The 13,130-nt window shown below is 49.5% G+C and carries 17 protein-coding genes; 12 read left to right on the top strand and 5 right to left on the bottom strand.

The window, feature by feature from the left end:
* The 8 genes from H9Y05_RS16020 to H9Y05_RS15990 all read left to right on the top strand — a co-directional run.
* The coding region (locus H9Y05_RS16020; protein ID WP_216714877.1) for a hypothetical protein at positions 1 to 465 on the top strand (465 nt) is incomplete at its 5' end.
* A 3-nt stretch (positions 466 to 468) separates the two neighbouring features.
* Positions 469 to 1,518: a ubiquitin family protein gene (locus tag H9Y05_RS16015; RefSeq protein ID WP_140197649.1), complete on the top strand. Its 1,050-nt coding sequence runs from the start codon at positions 469 to 471 to the stop codon at positions 1,516 to 1,518.
* A gap of 357 nt (positions 1,519 to 1,875) precedes the next feature.
* Positions 1,876 to 2,226 carry an immunoglobulin domain-containing protein gene (locus tag H9Y05_RS16010; RefSeq protein WP_140197651.1) on the top strand — a complete coding sequence of 117 codons (351 nt, stop codon included), beginning with the start codon at positions 1,876 to 1,878 and terminating at the stop codon, positions 2,224 to 2,226.
* Positions 2,227 to 2,262: 36 nt separating this feature from the next.
* Positions 2,263 to 2,451 (top strand): hypothetical protein, encoded by a 189-nt coding sequence (locus H9Y05_RS16005; protein WP_140197652.1) that lies wholly within the window; start codon positions 2,263 to 2,265, stop codon positions 2,449 to 2,451.
* 3 nt (positions 2,452 to 2,454) lie between these two features.
* Complete coding sequence (locus tag H9Y05_RS16640) at positions 2,455 to 2,964, top strand: DnaT-like ssDNA-binding protein (protein ID WP_394366349.1); 510 nt, start codon at positions 2,455 to 2,457, stop codon at positions 2,962 to 2,964.
* 964 nt (positions 2,965 to 3,928) lie between these two features.
* Positions 3,929 to 4,324 carry a hypothetical protein gene (locus H9Y05_RS16000; RefSeq protein ID WP_216714876.1) on the top strand — a complete coding sequence of 132 codons (396 nt, stop codon included), beginning with the start codon at positions 3,929 to 3,931 and terminating at the stop codon, positions 4,322 to 4,324.
* Entirely contained in the window at positions 4,324 to 4,743 is a 420-nt protein-coding gene (locus H9Y05_RS15995; protein ID WP_015984942.1) for a phage tail terminator-like protein, read from the top strand. Before H9Y05_RS16000 ends, H9Y05_RS15995 begins: the two co-directional genes overlap by 1 nt.
* On the top strand, positions 4,743 to 5,912 hold the full coding sequence (locus H9Y05_RS15990; RefSeq protein WP_216714875.1) for a phage tail tube protein: 1,170 nt from the start codon (positions 4,743 to 4,745) through the stop codon (positions 5,910 to 5,912). Before H9Y05_RS15995 ends, H9Y05_RS15990 begins: the two co-directional genes overlap by 1 nt.
* A gap of 28 nt (positions 5,913 to 5,940) precedes the next feature.
* Here H9Y05_RS15990 and H9Y05_RS15985 read toward each other — a convergent pair whose 3' ends face one another.
* From H9Y05_RS15985 to H9Y05_RS16635, 5 genes are all read right to left on the bottom strand, one after another.
* Complete coding sequence (locus H9Y05_RS15985) at positions 5,941 to 6,612, bottom strand: Rha family transcriptional regulator (RefSeq protein ID WP_216714874.1); 672 nt, start codon at positions 6,610 to 6,612, stop codon at positions 5,941 to 5,943.
* 112 nt (positions 6,613 to 6,724) lie between these two features.
* Positions 6,725 to 6,931: a hypothetical protein gene (locus tag H9Y05_RS15980; RefSeq protein ID WP_216714873.1), complete on the bottom strand. Its 207-nt coding sequence runs from the start codon at positions 6,929 to 6,931 to the stop codon at positions 6,725 to 6,727.
* A gap of 33 nt (positions 6,932 to 6,964) precedes the next feature.
* The gene (locus tag H9Y05_RS15975) at positions 6,965 to 7,465 is read right to left on the bottom strand and encodes an HNH endonuclease signature motif containing protein (protein ID WP_216714872.1); all 501 of its coding nucleotides are present in this window, start codon (positions 7,463 to 7,465) and stop codon (positions 6,965 to 6,967) included.
* 15 nt (positions 7,466 to 7,480) lie between these two features.
* A complete protein-coding gene (locus H9Y05_RS15970) occupies positions 7,481 to 8,635 on the bottom strand; it encodes a hypothetical protein (RefSeq protein ID WP_216714871.1) in 1,155 nt (384 codons plus the stop codon).
* A 62-nt stretch (positions 8,636 to 8,697) separates the two neighbouring features.
* Complete coding sequence (locus H9Y05_RS16635) at positions 8,698 to 8,877, bottom strand: superinfection immunity protein (RefSeq protein ID WP_216714870.1); 180 nt, start codon at positions 8,875 to 8,877, stop codon at positions 8,698 to 8,700.
* Between the two features lie 169 nt (positions 8,878 to 9,046).
* On the opposite strand from H9Y05_RS16635, the gene H9Y05_RS15960 reads away from it, so the two are divergent.
* From H9Y05_RS15960 to H9Y05_RS15945, 4 genes are all read left to right on the top strand, one after another.
* Positions 9,047 to 9,463, top strand: a complete 417-nt coding sequence (locus H9Y05_RS15960) for a phage tail assembly chaperone (RefSeq protein ID WP_064624761.1) — start codon at positions 9,047 to 9,049, stop codon at positions 9,461 to 9,463.
* Positions 9,464 to 9,468: 5 nt separating this feature from the next.
* Complete coding sequence (locus H9Y05_RS15955; RefSeq protein ID WP_015976751.1) at positions 9,469 to 9,828, top strand: phage tail assembly chaperone; 360 nt, start codon at positions 9,469 to 9,471, stop codon at positions 9,826 to 9,828.
* Positions 9,821 to 12,154 (top strand): hypothetical protein, encoded by a 2,334-nt coding sequence (locus tag H9Y05_RS15950; protein WP_216714869.1) that lies wholly within the window; start codon positions 9,821 to 9,823, stop codon positions 12,152 to 12,154. The genes H9Y05_RS15955 and H9Y05_RS15950 overlap by 8 nt, the downstream gene beginning before the upstream one ends.
* Before the next feature lie 498 nt (positions 12,155 to 12,652).
* The coding region (locus H9Y05_RS15945; protein WP_216714868.1) for a DUF1833 family protein at positions 12,653 to 13,130 on the top strand (478 nt) is incomplete at its 3' end.

Genomic DNA, 13,130 nt, shown 5'->3' with positions numbered 1-13,130 from the left:
GCCGGTAAAATGGACGAATTTGAAAAGACGATTCGTAGTCAGTATGAACCTGTACTGAAAGAGAAAGAAGAGCGTTACGCATCTTTAGCGGCGCGTATTCTTGGTAGCGAACGTAAGGCTGTTTTAGGTTCTTTCGCTGGTGATTTTATCACCCCAGAAGCGGTAGAAATCCTGGCACCGTTCGTTAAGACTGAATTTGAAGGTGAAGACGTAGTGACTAAATTCATGGGTGCGGATGGTAACGTAGTTACTACCGACCCTGAGCAGTTCCGCAAATACCTGCGCGAACATAAAGCTTTTTCGCATTTGATTAAAGCAAATGCAGCTTCCGGTGGCGGGGCTTCCGGGAATAAAGGCGGCGGGGCCGCACCAGCGTTTAAAGATATGAGTGAAAGTGAGCGATTGGCTCTCTATAAATCAAACCCTGCCGAATTTGAACGGCAACTTAAAGCCCTGAGGAAATAAATAATGGCAATTACCACTATTGGCAACATCGTAACTGGCAATATCCCTGTGCTGGCGTCTTACATGACCGAAGACCCGGTAGAGAAAACCGCGTTTTTCGACTCCGGAATTTTGACTCCAACTCCGTATGCTGCTGAGATTGCCCGCGGCCCGTCTAACATCGCTAACCTGCCGTTCTGGAAAGCTATCGATACTTCTATCGAACCTAACTATTCGAACGATGTGTATCAGGATATTGCTACCCCGCGCGCTATTCAGACCGGTGAAATGATGGCCCGCGTTGCCTACCTGAACGAAGGTTTCGGCCAGGCCGACCTGACTGTCGAACTGACTAGCCAGAATCCATTGCAGTCTGTAGCCTCTCGCCTGGATAACTTCTGGCAGCGCCAGGCACAGCGTCGTCTGATTGCTACCGCCCTCGGTCTGTACAACGACAACGTATCCGCTACTGATGCATATCACGAGCGGAACGACATGGTGGTCGATGTTTCTGCAACTTCAGGCTTCGACGCAGGTGCATTCATCGATGCTACCCAGACTATGGGTGATGCATTGATGGGTAATGGTGGCGAGGTTCTCGGTGCTATCGCGATGCACAGCTTCGTATATGCGCAGGCGCGTAAAGCTCAGCTTATCGACTTCATCCGTGACGCTGAGAACAACACCATGTTCGCCACCTACCAGGGTTACCGCGTCATCGTCGATGACAGCATGACCGTAGTTGGTCAGGGCACTAGCCGTAAATTCATCTCCATCATCTTCGGCCAGGGTGCTATCGGTTACGGCGAAGGCAATCCTGAGATGCCGCTGGAATACGAGCGCGAAGCGTCCCGCGGCAACGGCGGCGGTGTTGAAACCCTGTGGACGCGTAAAACGTGGTTGCTGCATCCGTTCGGCTACAGCTTCACTAGCGCTGTAATCACCGGCAACGGCACCGAGACTATCGCCCGTTCCGCTAGCTGGCAGGACCTGGCTAACGCCGCCAACTGGAACCGTGTAGTCGACCGCAAGCATGTGCCGATTGCGTTCCTGGTAACTGGCGTCGGTGCTTAATCGTAGGGTATACTCTTGAGGGACTTCGGTCCCTCTTTTCATTTATACGGAGACTACATAATGTCAAAGACAGGTAAAGGGCTGCCCCGCAGTCTGGTTAACGCGGAATTAGATATTCCCGCCGCCACCACAACGGCAATCGGAGGGGTTAAAAAAATCTGCTACTGTAGCCGCACCGCCAGCGATTAGTGCCGGTAGTGGCGCAGCCGCAGCAGCCGCTCCTACGAAAGAAGAGTTTGACGCGTTGGTGTCTAACTACAATAAGTTGCGCACCGATGTGACTTCCCTGCGCACTGCCGTTACTAATCTGTTAACTGCCCTTAAAAACGCTGGTACTGTATCCTGAGGAGGATAAAAATGGTTGATGTAATTAAACGTCGTATTGTTGGAGTATCTGATGACAGCCCGCAGGACGGGCAGGTAGAGATTGATATGGAAAACGTGATGCCGTTGCGTTTCTCTACTGGTCTAAATGATACTACTGCGGTAACCGCAGGTCAGGCTATCACCCTGACCGTTGTACTCGCTAACGGAATGGACCCCAAAACGGTTCAATGGTATAAGGATAATAACGCAATCTCCGGTGCGACCGACCTTACCTACACGAAGGCTAACTCCGTAGCCGCGGACTCAGGTGCATATAAAGTTGTCGCACAAGACGGATATGGCAACATTATCTCGGATAGCACAGTAGTAACCGTAAGTTAAATACGCGCGGCCTTCGGGCCGCTTTAAGGATTGGACATGACAGATAATTACGTAGTACGGGAACAATACAAGGGTGTGGTCGAGGTTGACGGGCAGTTAGTCCCGATGCGCGAAGAAGCGAACCCGGAAGCATTAATCGAAACTCAGCCAGCGGCCGAAGAACCGAATTACAACGGCGGTGGTGAACCTAAGCAGCGTCGTCGCCGTAAAAGTGTAGAGGAATAATTTATGCCGCTTATCGTGGAAACGGGGCAAGGCCTCCCAAATGCTGACTCTTACGTCAGCCTGGAAGACGGGCGCGCACTGGCTGCTAAGTACGGTCTCGAACTACCGGAAGATGATATCGCAGCGGAGGCCTCTCTCCGTAATGGCGCTGTATATGTTGGGCTTTTTGAATCTCAGATGTGCGGGCGCCGTGTATCCGCTAGCCAGGCGCTGGCGTTCCCGAGAACCGGTATTACTCTACACGGGTTCCCTCAACCGTCCAACGTTATCCCTCCGTTAATTGTTCAGGCTCAGGTAATGGCTGCCGTAGAGTATGGCGCGGGTACCGACGTTCGAGGGTCTACAGACGGGCGAGAGGTTCAGACCGAACGAGTTGAGGGTGCGGTAACCGTGTCCTACTTTAAAAATGGCTACTCAGGCAGCACAGTAAGCATCACGGCAGCCGATGATGCGCTACGTCCTCTTTTATGCGGTAGCAATAACGCCTACTCCTTTAATGTTTTCAGGGGTTAATCATGGCTAAGACTAAATCAGAAATATTTTCCCTTATCGGTGCCAACTTCCCTGATAACCAGTCTGGACTAATTACACCTGAAAAGTTGCGCGAAGTTACCACTCAGATGGCGGATTCTACGCTGTACGGCGTTAAGGAAGTAGAGGTACTTCGCGCGTCGTCTACGGATATTCAGGCGCCAACTACCACAGGTACAGCGTTAACCGTATCCTTTGGTGGGGCGCAGAAAACAAGCGCTGACCCTGTGATGATTAATGCATCCGGGGTAGTTACGTTCAACGCCGCTGGTAACTACGCTATCCGTGTTAAATTGCAGGCTGGGCGCACCGGGGCGAGCGGAACATCCATCCTTCTGTCGCGTGTTCTTCTCGGCGGCGCCCAATTCGGTTCACCAGCCGCTACTAAACTGGCAAGCGCAGACGCCACGATTCCTATTGAATCGCGTGTGGTAGTTAACGCCGTCGCTGGGCAAAACTTCGCGGTAGAGATTATGCGAGACGCGGCCGGGTCTAACTTTGGTGGATTGTACCCTCAAACAGCAACGGTTACTTCCTGGGGCGTAGCCCCATCCGCATTGCTGNGTCATCTCAAGACTGGAGGCCGCATAATGAGCACCGCTTTCAGTAAAAGGATGCAAGGTGTAGGAACTCGCCTGTTAACAAAATACGGCAGTACCGTAATCTTGATTCAGAAAGGTCAAAAAACATGGGACCCTGTTTTAGGTGAGTACGTTTGGGGGGCGGACACGACGGTCCCTCTTAAATCCGTTCCTGTACCGGTTAATGCTGGTCTGGTAAACGGAACTACTATACAGGCGGGTGACATGATGGTTAAAGCAGATTATAGCGTAGTGCCGAAGATGGATGACAAAGTGCAGTTTAGCGGAGAACAATGGTCTGTAGTTGCTATTGAGAAGAAGATGGTTAACGATGACGTTGTGGCATACTTTATTCAGGTGAGAAAATGAGTTTTGCGCTTGATGTGTCCAGGTTCGTGGAAAAGGCTAAAAAGAATCCCGAGAAGGTGATGCGCCAGGTTTCTATAAAGTTGTTTTCTGCGATTATTAAAGCTAGTCCGGTAGATACCGGGCGATTCAGAATGAACTGGAGTGCTTCCGGAAGCACTCCCGCTGACGGAACTACGGACGCTACCGATAAAGCTGGCACCACGGCGACCAGTAATGCCGCTAATTTCGTGCTAAATGCCGCTGACTGGCACACGTTTACTCTAACTAACAATTTGCCGTATGCGCAGCGCCTTGAGTATGGTTGGTCGCAACAGGCGCCTCAAGGCTTCGTTAGGGTTAATGTCAGCAGGTTCCAGCAATTATTAAATGAAGAAGCCTCTAAGGTGAAATAATGGCAACATATTTCGAGGATTTAACAAAAGCATTCGACACGGCACTGGTAGCATTTGGCACGAACAACGGGATAAAGGTCGCACTGGAGAACATAGACGCACCTACGTCTACAGATACCCCATATCTTGCGAGTTATATGCTGTTGTCAGATACTGAACAAGCTGACTTGTTCTGGACTGAACAACGGGCGGGTGTTTATCAGGTAGACATTAACGTCGGGTCGGCCTTGGGTAGCGCTCCTATTAACCGATTAGCTGATAAGCTAAACGCCGCCTTCGCCGCCGGTAACTGTTTTAGTCGTAACGAAATCTGTGCTGAGGTACAATCAGTAAGCCTCGGTCCTCTTATTGTTGAGAATGGATGGGCGAAGAGGCCTCTCTCAATTAATTTCATAGCATTTACAGCGAGGATTAGATAATGGCGTTACAACCATATAAGGGCGCGATGACCGCGCAATTTTACGTTCTTGAGACGACGCCGGGGGTGACGCCAGCTAACCCGGTATGGCAACCACTGCGCAACACTGGGGGTATTCCCGCCGTAACCCGCGACGCCCTCATCTCTAATGAACTGGACGGCAGCCGTGAAACATCATCTATCCGCACCGGTAACCGTCAGGTAACAGGTGAATACGCTATTGAACTGAGCGCGGCCAGTCAGGACGAGCTGTTGGCCGGTGCGATGACTAGTTCATGGGTGGCCGGGTCAACTCTATCCGGCATTGGTATCACCGTAGACCCAGCAGCGAAAACTTTTACACGCGCTACCGGTAGCTTTGTGACAGACGGCGTTGAAGTAGGTGACCTGGTGCAATTCGATGGTTTATCCGGGAATAACGACAAAGCTTTCCTCGTTACCGCAGTAACCGCTACAGTCGTAACCGGGACGGGCATCCAGCATACCCTTACCGCCGAATCAGATATTCAAGCCGATTTGCGTATCGCAGATAAACTTGAAACTGGTAACTTGTGTAAAACCTATTCAATCCTGACATGGTTGAAAGGTAAATGCGGAAATCCTGATTCGTACATCATAACTCGTGGTGTTGAATTTACAGGGTTCACCATCGAACAAGCCGTTAACGCGATGGTGACCGGCTCTTTCCCGTTCATTGGCTTGAATCAGGAAATCCTACAAGCACCGCCGAGTGGTTCAGATTTCACGACCAATTTTAGCGCCCGTCCGTTTGCATCGGTTGACGTATCCGCCTATGACGGCGCCGCCCCGCTTAAACTTATCGACACGTTCACCATTACTAACGACAACAGCGCGTCCGCACAGTTCGAGTTAGGAAATAACAGCGTGGCATTTGTCGAACGTGGCCGCGCGGCTAACACCTTCTCGCTGGCGGGTAAGCTGTACGACATGACGTTATTGAATAAATTCCTGAACGAAACGCAAATGGAGGTATCTTCTGTTCTGAACGGCCCAGACGGTGCCATGAGTTTCACCTTAAAACGCGCTTCGTTGACATCAGCAACTCCGGAAATCGGTGGTCCCGAATCTGTCACCCTTTCTCTTGAGGGACAGGCAACCGGTAACCAGTTCCAGTCTTCAATTGTTATCCAGCGCATTAAGTACGCCTAAGAAAAAGGCCCCGAAAGGGGCCTTAGTTTTAAATCAAGCCTTCCGCCGTTAACTTACCGATAATCCACATTTCACCTTCTGCAAAGAACATGGCCTGTGAATGCCCAGTTTCTGTTTCACGCATAATGCCGTAACCCTTATCGATGAACCATTGCTGAAAGACACGTCCTCGCTTAACGGAACGATTGTATACACCAAATTGTTCAAGTTGTTTATTCATCCACACGGCAGATTGACCGAACTTCTGGGCAACCTGCGTCGCGTTGTACAAGTTATTTCTGTCGATGATGCGGTCGTAGACATCAGCTTTTGGTGCCATTTCCTTGTTCTCAAGCGCAAGGCGTTCTTTCTCCTCCCACAAGTCCGCAGCCAACCTTAAAGCCTCCCCCATTGTCTTGGGCACCGGTAAGGATGGTTTGCTCGCTTGTGACTCCAGTTCCTGCCAACGGCGGATGATGGCAGCGCGCATTTTGATGCTGTACCCTGAAATCAGGATTAATGTATTTTCTTTGTCTAAGAGAAATACCTTACTTGGTCTGCCACCGTTTGAAGGCAAAACCTTTTCCTCAAAATTGAGGGAAAGTTCCTGTGCCATTTTTAATATATCGCGTCGTACGTTGTCGTGTTCTTTTCCTGTCAGTTCCGCAATCTCATGGCTGGACATGGTTTGTGCTTCACTAACACTAATCAATGCGTTCATGGTTTCATCCCCTCTTGTTGGTGTAGATATATTTAACTTCGAACATGCTTATCGTTCAAATCAGATTCTTTATCGTGACGATAAAAAAAAGGCCCCGAAAGGGGCCTTTTTCTCACTCATCAATATTACTACGGTATTTCCGTAACTTCTCCAGACTTTCAATTGCTTCTGCTAAGTCGGTTCCTGTGTCCTTGTGCCCCCGCAAGCCCATGCACAACAGTTTCTTCAACGCATGCTGTAGCGCCGGGTCGCGGATATCAAATGCCCTCAGAACGTCGTACACATCACAGGTAATACTATCTCCGTCAGTATTTGTCATTGTGCGATTGTATTTGTTAGTCATCTTTATGCCCTATTTATAGCCGTTTTTGAATGTTGTCAGTCCACGATTTATGTGGAACCTATTAGCCACAGACATGTAAATTCTTTCCGCGAAAGCGTCCTCTATTCTGTCAAATGTTTTACTAATCTGCTTACCGTTGACAACGGCATAAGCTCTCCACTTAGCTTTTCCTTTCCGCGCCACACCCGTAACTCCTGAGGTATTATCTTTGCGCCTTTTCACGTTAACCATGTTGTCCCTTCTGGATTTGCATGACAGGTTTTCAATTCTGTCGTCACAGGTATCATGGTTGGTGTGGTCTATGACAAATCCTTTTGGAATCTTACCTGAGAACATCTCATACACCACCCTAGACCTTTTAAACTTACGGTTACCGAACATGACATACCAATAGCCGTTTTTACACAAACTCCCGGCCACATCCCCTACATTCACATCGTTACGGCGACATGATTTGACTTTCCAGTATAGGACGCCGTTTTTGTAGCTAAAAACCTCACTCCAATCCATCCTTTCACCTGTATTTTAGTATGTTGATTTGGGGTTCATATCTCGCAGCATTTCAACAGGTATACTTATACGGGACACCTCACCATATCGTTTATGGTACGTAATCACATTTGCGCTTCTACCTGAATAATATCCGCCTTTACTAGAATACTCATCTTTAGCCGCTAATGTCTGGTGTTGCTCAACAATTAGCAGATTAGTCTCTTTAACCGCCCTGTGATGGAGGTGGCCCGTATGGACATATGTGAACTTACACTGCCCGTACATCCCCCGATACTTACCGATTATAGCCTGCTCTACCTTAGTAAAGTTAGAACAATGCCCGTGATGTGCTGAAATCATACAAGCCCCAAACTTGTACGCATAATACGGCGACACCTCCCGGTTAACCTCGATGCGAGGCTCATTTGCGTATACCTCATAGAACATCTCCCGGAGCCACAAAGAAGAACTAAGGTCGTGGTTACCTTCACAGATAAGAAGTTTAACCTTCTTGTGTTTTCGTAAGCACAGCGAGACAGCCAGCTTGATAACCTTAATGGCCGTGCGTATCATTTTAAACAGGCGACTATCCGCTGAAAGAATATGACCGCTCATAGGGGTCATTGCCTTCATGCCGTCGTAGTGCATTTGGTCTCCTAAGAAGTTAATGATACATTCACCACTCGGAGGACTCATACAAACCGCACTGTTGAACCAGTCAACTGCGAGAGATTCCGCGATTGTGGTGTCGTAATCATCTCCACCTTCTTCTTGGCACGCCAGCATCCCAATGTGATGGTCCGTTATTGTGTAAAGATTGAGTAAGTCGTCATCTGTGCCATTTTTGGGCAAAGTGACAGGCTTATACTTAGGTAAATCTTTTTTCATCTCGTCTACAACGGCTTTCATCAACTCGACCTGGCGTTCCGCGTCGGTATCGGTTTTCACCCATTGCAGTTTCGTATTGCCAAACTCATCTACCAGCGACGACGTACCTTTAATCTTATACCCATCCGGCACAAGGTGACTTACGTCGCGACCGTGACCAACTCCTTTCTTTGCCAGGCGCGCGGAACGAAGCTGAACATTACGGCGGGACATATTGTACTTTTTAGCTATTTCTGTGGGGCCAAGGCCGGCATTTAGTTCTTGCTGTAACTGTTCATCTGTTATTTTGCGAGTGACCATGCTTATTTCCTGATTGTTTAAGACAAATCTGATTCTAATAATGTAATTTTAATTAAGCCAGATTATTTACCATTAACGTTAGAGTTACAGGCCCAGATGAGAGCGCCTACCCACGGCAGAAGAATCCACCCAAGTAGAAGATTGCATACAAAGATTCCTAATTTAGCTTTATGATTACGCAGTAAGGCCACCAGGAACGGGATGAAATAGATAAACGCGATAACACCGATAGAAACGCCCATGTTCTTAACCTCATATTGTTTAGTTGACGTAAGGATAATAGGCCACTATTAACGGTTATGCAAGCTATTTTGTTATTCTTATTTGGCGCCTACGGTCGCACCGGAAAAGCGGGTGGTTCCCGCCTGGCGCAACTACCAACCAGTAACCGACTAACCAAAGGGTATTACTATGAAACTTAGCGATTTTTACTACGAAGCAGAAGCCGAGAAAGGCGCGCGTATGCCGATTCCTTTAAAAGATGGTACAGATTCAGGGGAATGGTTGAACGTTGTCTCTCCTGAGGCTGATGTTGCGGTTAAAGCTATGCGGGCCTTCACCCTGGCGTACCGAGCGGCGGTAGGTAAATTAAAACCGCTTCGGGATAAATGCGAAGAGCAAAAAGACTTCTCAGAATACAATTTAAAAATGGAAGACGCGGCAGGAGACCTAAACCGACAATTGGCTCTCGAATTGGTGAATGGCTGGAGTCTCGATGATGAGTTCACTAAGGAAAATCTTAAGACTCTTCTCACCCAATATAAGCGCCTGGCGGAACATGTAGTCGTATTCCACCACGAACAGTTGCGTCAATTGCAGGAAAAGTAGACGCGTTGTTTCAGTTTGCCCGTTGGAACTTCATAACCCGCCACGAAAGGCGCAAGTTTGACAGTATCGCCGATGGGCACAAAGCCGCGCTTATCGCTATGGGGGTAATAAAAGACGCGGGAGAAACAACGCAGGACGCCGGGCCTGAATGCCCCCCTGAACTACTAACCACTTTTGAGAAGTATCGTGATGTTAAATTTACCCGCCGCGTCGATGACGACGGCGTAAAGCTATATCCGAGAGAGCAACTTAGCTGGTCGGATTTAGTGGCATATAGCACTATTTCAGGTCAGAATATAGGGATGTTTGAATCTGAAATTATCATGGGCTTAGACGCCATTTTTGAGGGCAGAAACGATGGCTGATGTAGCTAGCTTAGTAGTAAAGGTAACCGAACAAGGCGCGAAGGCCACATCAGACCGTCTTGATAACCTCTCTAAATCCGCAAAAGTTGCGGGCGCCGCTGTTACCGGCCTGGCCGCCGTTGTAGCCGCTACAGCCTATAAGGCGGCTCAGGAACTAGTCGAGTCACAACGGCAACTGGATAAGATGTCGGCCAGCCTGAAAACACTAACCGGAAGCACACAAGGTGCAAAACAGGCCCTGAGTATATTACAGGACTTCGCTCGTGACACACCTTACGGCCTTGAACAGGCGGTAGAAGGGTTCCGTAAACTGGTAGCTCTAGGCCTCACCCCATCAGAAGAAGCGCTACGCTCTTACGGCAATACTGCATCAGCGATGGGTAAAGACCTTAACCAGATGATTGAGGCCGTCGCAGATGCGAGCACCTTTGAATTCGAACGTCTGAAAGAATTCGGCATTAAAGCCAAGCAGAACCAAAGTGATATCGAATTTACCTTCCAGGGGACGACTACTGTAGTTAAGAAAAACGCTGCCGATATTGAGCAATATCTCCTCAACATAGGCAACGTTAACTTCGCCGGGGCGATGGCTGACCAGGCTAATACCCTGAACGGAGCTATCGCTAGTGCGGAGGACTCATGGTCCCAGTTGAAGATGACTCTCGCTACTAGTCTGGATGTAGGGTCGCTGGCGGAACCTTTACGTTATATTGACGACCTGATACAGGAGATAAACGCTCAGGTCGCATCCGGTGAGTTAGTAGCCGAGATGCGGATGTGGGGTGACATGGCATCCGATGTTGGGGGTGCGATAGAGGCTTCATTCGACGCGGCGTTTGGGATGGTTGCAGACGCGTTAAACGCTTTGAACTCCGCCTGGACTTACACCAGTGAAAGCATTACCGGAAGCGGAGAGGAGACCGCATCTACGATAGCTGAGTCAGCGGCGGATGCGCTGGACTTCATTGCCCAGGAATTTACGGCAATGGAGCGGTTTTTTGAAGATATGGTTAAAGGTGCTCAGGATGCAGGACGTCTTGTAAAGGCCGCATTGACGCCGGGAGAGTCGGTAGCTGAGGCCAAGAACCTTAACTTCCAGTTAGCGCTTGCTATGGATACCCAAAGAGCTGTGACTGACCTGACACGTAAAAGTTTCCGTGAACAGGTAGAAGCTCAGGAAGACCTTATCGCATTGAAGCGCGCGGCTTACGACATCGATAAAGAAGCGGCCAAGGCCGAGGGGTTAGGTAAGTTTAAGGTATCAGGTACGGACAGCGGTTCTACAGGTGATTCCGCAGACAAGGCCGCTAAGAAATCCGTCGACGCATTCGAACGCCAGAAGAAAGCCGCTGAGGATTTCTATTATCAGTCAATCCACCTTAACGACGACGTATTCCAGAAGATACAAGCTAACCAGGAAGAGCAACTTACTAAGCTACAGGAGTTCTACAGCAACCGTCTCCTTAGTGACCAGCAATACGAAACCGCTAAGACGCAGATTATGCTCGAGGCGGATACGGCCCGCCAGGCTGAATTAGATAAACGCGAGAAAGAGCGCCTGGAAAAACAATTCTCCGCAGATGCCTACGTCGCTCAGATGCAGGCCCTTGCTGAAGGAGAATTCGCCGAGTTAGATCGTCAGTACGAGGTCAAGCTACAAAAACTTAACGACTTTCATGCGCAGGGTTTAATCGCGGAAGAAACATACCAGCAGACCCTAAACGCAATGAATGATACTTACGCATTAGACCGGGCGAAGGCAACCGGCGCGGCTTTCGGTAATATGGCGAGCAACATCGGGTCAGCACTGGGGGAAGCGTCCACCGCGTACAAGGCATTTGCCATCGCACAGGCGACAATCGCTACGTACACGTCAGCAGTAGAAGCGTATAAATCAACGGCGGCTATCCCAGTAGTAGGGCCATTTTTAGCACCGGTTGCTGCTGCTGCTGCCGTAGCCGCAGGTCTCGCCAACGTGGGTAAGATTCGCTCCGCGCGCGAGCAGGGCGGTAACCTCGCCGCAGGGCAGATGTCTACTATTGCTGAACGCGGTAAGCCGGAAGTAATCATGCCAGCTAGCGCGTCACGTGTCCGCACTGCGGAGCAGATGCGACAGATTATGGGTGAGAACGGCGCTAAATCCGGTGGAGATAATGTTACTATCGTGAACAACACCACTGGAAGAATTGATTCGGCTGCAACAGAACGCGACGACGAAGGTCGTTTACGTATTATAATCAGTGAAACCGTAAGTTCAGCGTTGCTGGATAGTAACAGCGCCATTTCTAAATCACGTCGCGCTACACGCGGCCAACCAGGATATTGATATGAGCGATTACCATTTCCCGGCCTCTTTGAGGCCTATAGTATCGAAAGGCTACTCGATGACGCGAGGTAACAACGTGTGGCGAGTAGACCTGGCCGGTGGCGGGGTTCGCCAGGGGCGTGATACATACTTTGATATGTTCCCGATTAACGTTACCCTGGTCGTATCACCGTTGGGGCGGCAAGCATTCCTCAGTTTCATGGAGAAGGTAGACGGAGGGGCTTCCAGTTTCTGGATGAAACACGACTTGGGTCAGGGTATCGAGGATTACCAGGTTACTCTAACATCTACGTGGAACGAGTCCACCGACGACGGGAAGAACTGGGTAATAACTTTCACGGCCACAGCCGAGAAATCACCATTCCAGGAAGCCGGCAGCGCCTGTCTTAACCAGAATCTGCCCGACTTATATGGATGCTACGGCGATTGTCTTGGTGAATTTCTTAAAACTTACGGAGTGTACCAAACTACATTCCCTCGAATCTGGGACCCAATGCAATGAGTCAGGAATCAGTAGAAGCGGCATACCGGCGTAAGCTGGCGTCCAATCCCGATGGCGAGATGGATTTTATTACCCTGGAGATATCCCACCCTCTTCTTTCGAAGCGCTGGTTGCTTGTGCGCGGGGCTAACGACTTGACCGCTACTCTAGAGACGGGTGAGGTTGTTACATTCGAGGGTACGCCGATGGAGGCCAAGAACGCCGCCAACAATAACGATATGGACCAGACCGCCTCTTTCTCTTTGCCGGATGTGCTTAATATACTGGACGAGGAAATGGACCGCATCCCTTATGATAATAAGGAATTGCCCAAATTCATCTTCCGGCGTTACGTGAGCACGGACCTGTCATACCCATGCGATGGGCCGGTGGTATATGAATTGCAAACACTCACACAAGAGAAAGGAGTGTTCACAGCGGAAACAGGTACACCCATGCTTAACCAACGAGCTACCGGAATCCTGATGACGCCGG

Origin of the sequence: Taishania pollutisoli (assembly GCF_014518315.1) — a bacterium.
GTDB lineage: Bacteria > Bacteroidota > Bacteroidia > Flavobacteriales_D > Crocinitomicaceae > Taishania > Taishania pollutisoli.
The sequence above is the reverse complement of the archived record's forward strand: the minus strand, read 5'-3'. Positions and strand labels throughout refer to the sequence as shown.